The organism is Komagataeibacter melaceti (genome assembly GCF_003403295.1).
Classification (GTDB): Bacteria; Pseudomonadota; Alphaproteobacteria; order Acetobacterales; family Acetobacteraceae; genus Komagataeibacter; species Komagataeibacter melaceti.
On the sequence record NZ_QUWV01000013.1, the window covers coordinates 52,327 to 60,835 of the forward strand.

Genomic DNA, 8,509 nt, shown 5'->3' on the forward strand with positions numbered 1-8,509 from the left:
CCCCGGCCGACATTCAGGCGGCGTGACGCAGCGGGCAGCGGCCCTGGGTGATGTGGGCCGCGAAATCCTGCGCAAAAAGTTTCAGCCCGCTGGCCAGCGGCGCCATGGCGCCTGGGGCATGCGCGCAGAAGGTGCGCCCCGGCAGGCCCAGCATGCGGGTGTGGCGGACAAGCTGGTCAATGTCCTCCTCCAGCCCCGTGCCTGCCTCGATCGCGTTCAGCAGGCGCTCGACCCATGGCAGCCCGTCCCGGCAGGGGGTGCACCACCCGCAGGACTCCTGCGCGAAGAAATGTTCCAGATTGGCGATCATGCCCACGGGGCAGGTCCGGTCATCCATGACAATGGCCATGCCGGTCCCAAGGCGGCTGCCGGCTTTTTCCATCGCGCCGTAATCCATCGGTACATCCAGCGCGCTCGTGTCCACAAACGCGGTGGAGGCCCCGCCCGGCAGCAGCGCGCGCAGCCTGTAGCCGGGGCGCATGCCACCGGCCTGCTCCTCAATGATCTGGCGCAGCGGCGTGCCCATGGGCATCTCCCATGCGCCGGGGCGCACGACCCGGCCGCTTACGCCATAGATCTTGGTGCCGCCGTCCTCCCCCCGGCCCAGCGCAAGGAACCATTCCGGCCCGTTGGCAAGGATGTGGGGCAGATTGCACAGTGTCTCGACATTGTTCACAACGCTGGGCGCGCCCCACAGCCCGCCGGTCTGGGGAAAGGGGGGTTTGCTGCGCGGTGTGGCGCGACGTCCCTCCAGCGCGGTCAGCAGGGCGGTTTCCTCCCCACATATGTAGCGCCCGGCGCTGGAATGGACGTGGATGTCGAAACTGAAATCCGTGCCCAGAATATGTTCCCCCAGCCAGCCCCGCTGCCGGGCCTCGGTTATGGCGTCCTGCAGGCGTGTGCAGGCCAGATGGTATTCCCCGCGCAGGAAAATCACGCCATGCCCGGCCTGCACGGCGTAGGCGGCCACGATCATCCCCTCGACAAGCTGGAGGGGATTGCCCTCCATGAGCCATCGGTCCTTGAAGGTGCCCGGCTCCATTTCATCGGCATTGGCGATGAGGTATTTGCGCCGTGCGGATGCGGGTTCACGCGGCACGAAACTCCACTTCTGCCCGGTGCCGAAGCCAGCCCCGCCCCGCCCGCGCAGTCTGGAGCGGGTCACGATGTCAATGACCTCCGCCGGGGTCATGGCCGTCAGCACCCTGCGTGCGGCCTGCCAGCCACCGGCGCGTTCATAGGCCGTGCAGTCCGGTGGCCCGGCGGCGGGATCGATCATGGCGGTCAGCGGGCGTTCGGCGGGCGACATCAGGGCTGCTCCTTCAGGGCCGCGACCAGCCGGTCGAGGGTCGGGATGTCCACATCGCCATGCAGCGTGTCATCGACCAGCATGGCTGGCGCATGATCGCAATGCCCGATGCATACCGTGGGCAGGAGCGTGATGGCGTCATCCGCCGTGGTTTCACCCGGTTTCACGCCCAGCGTCCGGCACAGATGGGCGCAGAGCCGTTCACGCCCCATGATCCAGCACGAAACGCTGTCACACAGCATGATGACATGCCGCCCCACCGGCCTGCGGAACAGCAGGTTGAAATAGGTGGCGACGCCATCCAGGTCATCGGCCGACATGCCAAGCAGTTCCGCCACCTCGCGCAGGTGCGGCGTGCTGATCCACCTGAAATGCGCCTGCACCAGCCGCAGGGCGGCAACGGCCGCGCCGCGCGGGTGAAGCTCCGCCGCCGCAAGGGCCAGTATCTCCGCACGCACGGTGGCGGGCAGGGGGGGATCAGCGGTCAACATCGGCCATCACGAAGTCTATGCTGCCCAGAATGGCGATCAGGTCGGCAATCATGACGCCACGGCTGAGCAACGGTATCATCTGCAGATGGGCGAAGGAGGGCGTGCGGATACGGGTGCGGTAGGATGTCGTGCCCCCGTCGCTGACCAGGGTGTAGCTGTTCAGCCCTTTCGTCGCTTCAATGCAGCAGCGTGCTTCCCCCGCCGGAATGACCGGCCCCCAGCTTACGCCGAGGAAGTGGTGGATCAGGGTTTCTATGTCATGCATCGTCCGGGGTTTGGGCGGGGGGCATGTCAGGGGGTGTTCGGCCTTGATGGGGCCTGCGGGCATGTTGTCCACGCACTGGCGCAGGATGCGCAGGCTCTGGCGGATCTCGGCTACATGCACCGCCACGCGGTCGAAGCAGTCACCATTGGCGGCGGTGGGAATGTCGAATTCAAGCTGGTCGTAACAGGCATAGGGCGCGTGGCGGCGGTAATCCCACGCCAGCCCGGTGGCGCGCAGCCCCGGCCCGGTCACGCCCCATTCCACGGCCTCGGCGGTGGTGTAGGCGCCCACGCCCTGCGTGCGGGCACGAAAGATCGGGTTGCGCATGACCATGGCGTCATATTCATCCAGCCGTTTGGGCAGGTCATTGATGAACGCGCGCACCAGCCCGTCCCACCCGGCAGGCAGGTCCATGGCGACACCGCCGATACGGAACCATGCCGGGTGCATGCGAAAGCCGCATATCGCCTCGATGATGCCGAATACGCGCTCACGGTCCGTAAACATGTAGAATACGGGAGAGAGCTGCCCCACATCCTGCGCCATCGTGCCGTAGAACACGAGGTGGCTGGCAATGCGGAACAGTTCCGCCAGCATGACGCGGATCATCTGCGCGCGTGGCGGCACGGTTATGCCCGCCAGTGTCTCGACCGCCATGACGTAGGGAAAGTTGTTCATGACCCCGCCCAGGTAGTCCACCCGGTCGGTATAGGGGATGTAGGTGTGCCATGACTGGCGTTCGCCCATCTTTTCCGCGCCGCGATGGTGAAAGCCGATGTCGGGCACGGCATCGACAATCCGTTCCCCCTCCAGTTGCAGCACGATGCGGAAGACCCCGTGCACGCTGGGATGGTTGGGGCCGAGGTTGAGGAACATGAAATCACTATGCGCGCTGTGCCGCTTCATGCCCCACCGGGCGGGATCGAAGCGCAGGGCGTGCTGCTCGTGCATTTCCTCATCTTCGGTCAGGCTGTAGGGCGGCATTTCCGTGGCGCGGGCGTGATGGTCCTTGCGCAGGGGGTGGCCCGTCCATGTGGGCGGCGTAAGGATGCGGCGCAGGAAGGGATGGTTGTCAAAACGGATGCCGAACAGGTCCCATACCTCGCGCTCGTACCAGTTGGCGTTGGGCCACAGGTCACTGATGGTGGGCAGGCCGGGGCTGGCTGCGCCCAGTGGCACCTTGATGCGTAATTCATCCGCGCGGGAGGTGAGGGAGAGCAGGTGATAGACTACGGTAAAGGCAGCCTGCGGCTGTCCTTCCCGATGGGTGCGGCCGCGTTCGTCTATTGCGGTCAGGTCAAACAGCATGAGCGTGGTGCTGGCGTCCTCCTTCAGCGCGGCAAGCGTGGGGCGGAGGTCGGTTGCGGCAATCCAGATGGTGCATACGCCATCCCGCGTGGGCTGGGTCGCCAGTATGCCCGGGGGCGCAAGGCGTGTGGAAATCCAGTCCGGCAGGCTTTGGGTCTGCTCACGCCTGCGTGCGGGGGAAAGGGTCGTGGCCATGGCTGTCAGACCCCATCTGGTGAACGAAGGTCACGCACACCCTGGCGTTGCGCCCGTTTCGCATCGCGCAGGCTGGGGGGCGTGACGGGTTCCACACCCTGTTCACCCACCATCCAGCTCAGCGGGCGGCGCTGTGTGCCGATGGCGTTCTGGAGCAGCATGAGCCCTTCCAGCAGGGCTTCGGGCCGGGGCGGGCAGCCGGGCACATACACATCAACCGGCAGGAAGCTGTCCACGCCCTGCACCACGCTGTAAATGTCGTACATGCCCCCGGAATTGGCGCACGACCCCATGGAGATCACCCATCTGGGTTCCAGCATCTGGTCGTACAGATGCTGGATGACCGGGGCCATCTTGACGAACACGGTGCCCGAGATGACGATCAGGTCGGCCTCACGCGGGGTGGCGCGCAGGACTTCGGAACCGAAGCGCGCGATGTCAAACCGGCTGGTAAAGGCGGTCGCCATTTCCACATAACAGCACGACAGGCCGAAATTTAGCGGCCAGACGGAGTTGCTGCGCCCCCATGCCACGAAATCCTGCAGGCGCCCCATGACAAGGTTGCGCCGTATGGTCTCGGTAAAGCTGGGGCGCTCCTGCCCTGTCTGAGCGGCGGTGGGGGATGAGAGGGACCATCTCATGGCGCAGGAACCTTTCCATCACCATCGGGGGTGCGAAACCGTGGGCGTGGCCCCCAGTCCAGCGCGCCCGCCCGCCACAGATAGGCGAGCGGAATGGCAAGGAAGGCAATAAAGGCCATGGCCGCGCCGTAACCGATCCATCCCACCTCGGTAACAACGGTGCCCCATGTAAATAGAAATGCGGTTTCAACATCAAATATGACGAAGAACATGGCGACCAGATAATACTGGGCGGGCAGGCGCAGATATGCCGAGCCGGTGGGAATGATACCGGATTCAAAAGGCGTGGAGAGTGACGGCCCGCCAGCAGACTCCCTCCGCCGGGTTCCGGTCAGTGCGGATAGCCCGAGCATGCAGGCAAGAAGCACGCCTATGGCTGCGGCATAGATGAACACGGACCAGATATCGGAAGCGTTTTCCATGACGGAGCCTTCCATTTTCATTTATTATGAACGTGAATACACGGCGTAATACTGGTGCGTGTTTATGTATGGGCAGCGGCAGTCGCGTCGTGCATTGCAGCTTCGTGCCGGACGCCATCAGGGCATAGATGCCTGAAAAAACACTGTTGATCGCTATACGCCCCGCCGGAAAGGAAGTTCCGGCAGGAAGGCGCAGGGGCTTCTTTTTTGATCCAGCGCCAGTGGAGCAGGCGGGAGAGGATTATGGATATTGGGGCAGAGCAGGGGATGCAGTAATCCGTGCGGCAGATAAGGTATCCACAGCTATGCTGGTATGTTCTGGGAGAATGGCAGCAGGAAGAAAATAGTCGAGACCAGTAACCGATGGTCCGGACATGGCGCAGTCAGAAACATGCATTAAACATACAACATATATGTTATTTATGTTAATGGTTTACGGATTTATAGAGATATCGTAAATAAGCGCCCGGCTTATTTTGATGGTATTTAAAATGAAATATCTGTTCGTCATTCTCGGTGTTTTTCTTGCCTGTGGTACGGCGCATGCTGCCCCGCAGGTTTTTGATGGGCATTTTGACGGGGGGGACGGCCATCTGACCCTGAACGAACGTACGGCCTCGCTTGCCATGGATAAATCGTCCTGCGCGGAAGAAATAACCGATGTCCGCTATGTGAAACGGGGAAATATTGTCGTACTCCTGAAGCCATCGGACGATACGGATGCCAGTTGCCACATGATACTGACCGTCAGGGGCAATACCATTATCAGCAGTTATGAAACAAAATGCATGTCCCAGCAGAGCAATAGCTGCGACTTCAACATTACATTCCACTGACAGGCATGGCACCGGGCCAGGCGGATACGCGCAGGGTTGGTGCCTGAATACCATCTGACCATAACGTCAGGATTCGCGGGCTGATCCGACCGGTCAGCCTGCGTGATGCTGTCATGCAATTACAGCATGCAGGTCCGGATATATTTACCATTGCCTGATAATAGTAAAAATATGGTGTTTTATAAAAATCGCTCCTGATCTTACGGGAACATGGGCGGGGGAATTTCCGTGCTGCTGAAGGGTTCGACAAAAGTCATATTGTCGATAACAGAGACAACCCCCGGCACATTTTCCGCCACGACACGTGCCGCCGCGCGCAGACGGTCATCCGTAAGCGTACCATTCAGTTCCACAACGCCGTTCCGAACATCAACATTGATAAAGTTGCCGCCCGCCCATTTGTGCTGATTGCGGTATTCTTCCAGAATTGCTTTTTTAATGATGTCATCAGATACGGTTCCGGCTTCCTCCCTTATGGCAGGCAGCAGGGCGCGCAGTATGTCTGCGCGCGAGATTATACCCAGCAGTTGTTCATTCCTGACCACAGGCAGGCGTTTCACATGGTGGCGGATCATCAGGTCAACGGCATCCTGCAATGATGCATCGGGTGGGATCGAGACGGGCTCATGCGACATGATCTCCCCAACCTTTCGCCCATGTGTATGGACGTAATCGCTGGCGAGCTTCCCTGATGAGCGGAGAAGGCTTTGCAGCCAGGATGTCTTCTCTTCAGTTCCCAGCTCATTGCGGCGCAGCAGGTCACCTTCCGTAAGAAGCCCGACCAGTTGCCCGTTGGACGTGATTACCGGCAGGCCACTGATTTTATGCGAGAGCATAAGATGCAGGGCGGTCGTGATGGTGTCGGCTGGCGCCACGGTGATGGCTGGCGCTGTCATGATGTGTTTGACCTGCATGGCGACGTACCTTTTTTCTTTTCGAGAAAGTTTTCATAAGTACGCGACGAACAAACGGATAATGAACGTAACCACCTACCAGGTATCGTCCATACAGATGCCCCTATAAGGGACATGTCCGACAGGTGATTTACTGTCATGGCTAAAAAAGGGTTCTGGCGAATGAGCTCTGTATTCCCGGTACTTTCTGAAAAGCCAGTTTGCGGAACATCCTGTAATCATAAGGAAGTTTCTGGTGAAGCTTTTTACAAAAAGCTTCAGGAAATGCCACCTTTCTGAAAAAAAGGCGGCACCCAAAAACTTTTATTGTTTTTTATCAATCAGTAATTTTTAAACAGCCTCTAAGTCAGCTTCCTGTCAGGCTGGCCTGACGGGAATGATCTTTTCGTCCTTCTGGGCCTCCGGCGTTTTGGGCAGGGTAACCGTCAGCACGCCATTACTGAATGAGGCGTCAATGCCCGCCATATCCACCCCGTCAGGGATCGGGATTGACCGCATGAACGAGCCGAAGCGACGTTCCGAGTAGTGGTAGTTCTTCTGTTCATCGCTGTTTTCTTCACATTTTTCACCGCGAATACTCAGAACATTGCCTGAAACCCTGATTTCGATGTTCTTCTCATCCATTCCGGGCAGTTCCGCCACGATGTCATAGGACCTGTCCTTTTCCACCACATCAATCGCGGGAACGATATTAAGGACCTGCTCACGTGACCACAGGCGTTCAAGCCCCGGTATGGGCCGCCGCCATAAGGTTGAGGGGAAATCCTCAAACACCCGATCCAGTTCCCGCTTCAGGGTGTCAAGCACCGGCCATGAAGGTGACTGGGGGGCAACCGTGCCTGTTTGCGTCCCTGTTTTCGGCAGTGATTTGTTGACGTCCGTCATGGTTGTTTCTCCTGTTCATTGCGGCTTGTGCCGTCAGGAAACTCCGGATCGGGATAACATTACGCCAGACCTTATATGAACTAGTTGCAGGCCCACGGAACGCAAGATTGTAGCGCAAGAATTTACGCTCAAAACATCAGGGGCTATCTGAACGTCGTTCTGGTTGTCGTGCCTTACGCTCCTGCGCCATCTGATCCGCCTGCGCGATAAGTCTGGCGACATCGGTATCCTTCACCTGCTCAAAATTCCGATAATAGGCGCCAACGGCACGGAAGCGGCGCGGTTGCAGCAGGCACACCACGTGGTCACATTCAGTGCGGAGCATGGTCATGGTGTCGGGTGGCGCGACAGGCACAGCCATGACAAGTTGCGCGGGGGATCTCTGGCGTATGGCGCGCAGGGCCGCGTGCATCGTGCCGCCGGTCGCAATTCCATCATCAACCACAATCACGACCCGTCCGGCTACGAATGCGGGCAGACGGTTTTTGACATACAGGCGACGCTGCCGCTCAATTTCAGCAAGCTGTCGCCTTGCAATGTCCCTGATGGTCTGCGGGTCAATTCCGGCTTTCCGTACATAAGTCTCATTGACGATGACTTCTGCACCAGTCCCGTCCACAACCGCACCAAAGCCATATTCCTCATCACCGGGCAGGCCAAGCTTACGTACGAATAGCAGGTCCATGTCGGTATCAAGGGCTTTTGCAACCTCAAACGCGACCGGAACACCCCCGCGTGGCAACGCCAGAACGAGGGGGCGGGATGCGGCAAAGGACATAAGGGATGCTGCCAGAGCAAGCCCCGCTTCCTGCCTGTCCCTGAAGGATGGAGCGTAATCTGTTGGCATTTTCCCCTCCATGTAAAACAGCCGGGCATGCGGGAATACATGGAGGGGTGATATGAACATTCAATCTGGCGGGAACCATGCCAGTCCGGGTGAGGCGGTTGCCCTGGGGCGGCCGCTAACCCCTCATGCGCGATTCAAGCCGGAGCCGGGATGAAGGACCACCTGCCCTCTGGGCTGTTCCCAAGGGGTAGGGAAGTGCGTGTCCCGCAATCATGCCCGGCATGCCTGCCGCATCACCTTCAAGCGTGAAGGAATCCAGCAGGGTATTAAGCTGCTCGGCCTCATCGGCAAGGCTGCGGCCTGCGGCCGAAGTCTGTTCGACCATGGCCGCGTTCTGCTGGGTGTTGTGGTCAATGGCGCTGACGGCCGAGTTCACATCCTGCAGGGCCGCGGCCT

9 protein-coding genes and 1 pseudogene are annotated in these 8,509 nt (G+C 59.8%); 1 reads left to right on the forward strand and 9 read right to left on the reverse strand.

The window, feature by feature from the left end; translation table 11 throughout:
* Nucleotides 1–13 precede the first annotated feature (13 nt).
* From nuoF to DY926_RS01560, 5 genes are read right to left on the reverse strand one after another with little or no spacing between them, the layout of a single operon-like run.
* Nucleotides 14–1,312, reverse strand: coding sequence for an NADH-quinone oxidoreductase subunit NuoF (gene nuoF, locus DY926_RS01540; RefSeq protein ID WP_116701778.1), 1,299 nt, complete (start codon nt 1,310–1,312; stop codon nt 14–16).
* Nucleotides 1,309–1,800 (reverse strand): NADH-quinone oxidoreductase subunit NuoE, encoded by a 492-nt coding sequence (nuoE, locus tag DY926_RS01545; protein WP_116701779.1) that lies wholly within the window; start codon nt 1,798–1,800, stop codon nt 1,309–1,311. The genes nuoF and nuoE overlap by 4 nt, the downstream gene beginning before the upstream one ends.
* Nucleotides 1,787–3,568 carry an NADH-quinone oxidoreductase subunit C/D gene (nuoC, locus tag DY926_RS01550; protein ID WP_116701780.1) on the reverse strand — a complete coding sequence of 594 codons (1,782 nt, stop codon included), beginning with the start codon at nt 3,566–3,568 and terminating at the stop codon, nt 1,787–1,789. Before nuoC ends, nuoE begins: the two co-directional genes overlap by 14 nt.
* 5 nt (nt 3,569–3,573) lie before the next feature.
* A complete protein-coding gene (locus DY926_RS01555) occupies nt 3,574–4,209 on the reverse strand; it encodes an NADH-quinone oxidoreductase subunit B (protein ID WP_116701781.1) in 636 nt (211 codons plus the stop codon).
* On the reverse strand, nt 4,206–4,631 hold the full coding sequence (locus DY926_RS01560; RefSeq protein ID WP_116701786.1) for an NADH-quinone oxidoreductase subunit A: 426 nt from the start codon (nt 4,629–4,631) through the stop codon (nt 4,206–4,208). Before DY926_RS01560 ends, DY926_RS01555 begins: the two co-directional genes overlap by 4 nt.
* A 491-nt stretch (nt 4,632–5,122) precedes the next feature.
* On the opposite strand from DY926_RS01560, the gene DY926_RS01565 reads away from it, so the two are divergent.
* Nucleotides 5,123–5,467, forward strand: a complete 345-nt coding sequence (locus DY926_RS01565) for a hypothetical protein (RefSeq protein WP_116701782.1) — start codon at nt 5,123–5,125, stop codon at nt 5,465–5,467.
* A 200-nt stretch (nt 5,468–5,667) separates the two neighbouring features.
* Here DY926_RS01565 and DY926_RS01570 read toward each other — a convergent pair whose 3' ends face one another.
* From DY926_RS01570 to DY926_RS17990, 4 genes and pseudogenes are all read right to left on the reverse strand, one after another.
* Complete coding sequence (locus DY926_RS01570) at nt 5,668–6,363, reverse strand: CBS domain-containing protein (protein ID WP_241502996.1); 696 nt, start codon at nt 6,361–6,363, stop codon at nt 5,668–5,670.
* Between the two features lie 375 nt (nt 6,364–6,738).
* Nucleotides 6,739–7,266 carry an Hsp20/alpha crystallin family protein gene (locus DY926_RS01575; RefSeq protein WP_116701784.1) on the reverse strand — a complete coding sequence of 176 codons (528 nt, stop codon included), beginning with the start codon at nt 7,264–7,266 and terminating at the stop codon, nt 6,739–6,741.
* Nucleotides 7,267–7,402: 136 nt separating this feature from the next.
* Nucleotides 7,403–8,113, reverse strand: a complete 711-nt coding sequence (locus DY926_RS01580) for a phosphoribosyltransferase (RefSeq protein ID WP_116701787.1) — start codon at nt 8,111–8,113, stop codon at nt 7,403–7,405.
* 115 nt (nt 8,114–8,228) lie between these two features.
* A pseudogene (locus tag DY926_RS17990) lies at nt 8,229–8,509 on the reverse strand (methyl-accepting chemotaxis protein); the annotation flags it as partial.

Coding starts and splice junctions, on each gene's coding strand:
- nuoE (WP_116701779.1), bottom strand. CDS start 1,800: ATGTTGACCGCTGATCCCCCCCTGCCCGCCACCGTGCGTGCGGAGATA.
- nuoC (WP_116701780.1), bottom strand. CDS start 3,568: ATGGCCACGACCCTTTCCCCCGCACGCAGGCGTGAGCAGACCCAAAGC.
- DY926_RS01555 (WP_116701781.1), bottom strand. CDS start 4,209: ATGAGATGGTCCCTCTCATCCCCCACCGCCGCTCAGACAGGGCAGGAG.
- DY926_RS01560 (WP_116701786.1), bottom strand. CDS start 4,631: ATGGAAAACGCTTCCGATATCTGGTCCGTGTTCATCTATGCCGCAGCC.
- DY926_RS01565 (WP_116701782.1), top strand. CDS start 5,123: ATGAAATATCTGTTCGTCATTCTCGGTGTTTTTCTTGCCTGTGGTACG.
- DY926_RS01570 (WP_241502996.1), bottom strand. CDS start 6,363: ATGACAGCGCCAGCCATCACCGTGGCGCCAGCCGACACCATCACGACC.
- DY926_RS01575 (WP_116701784.1), bottom strand. CDS start 7,266: ATGACGGACGTCAACAAATCACTGCCGAAAACAGGGACGCAAACAGGC.
- DY926_RS01580 (WP_116701787.1), bottom strand. CDS start 8,113: ATGCCAACAGATTACGCTCCATCCTTCAGGGACAGGCAGGAAGCGGGG.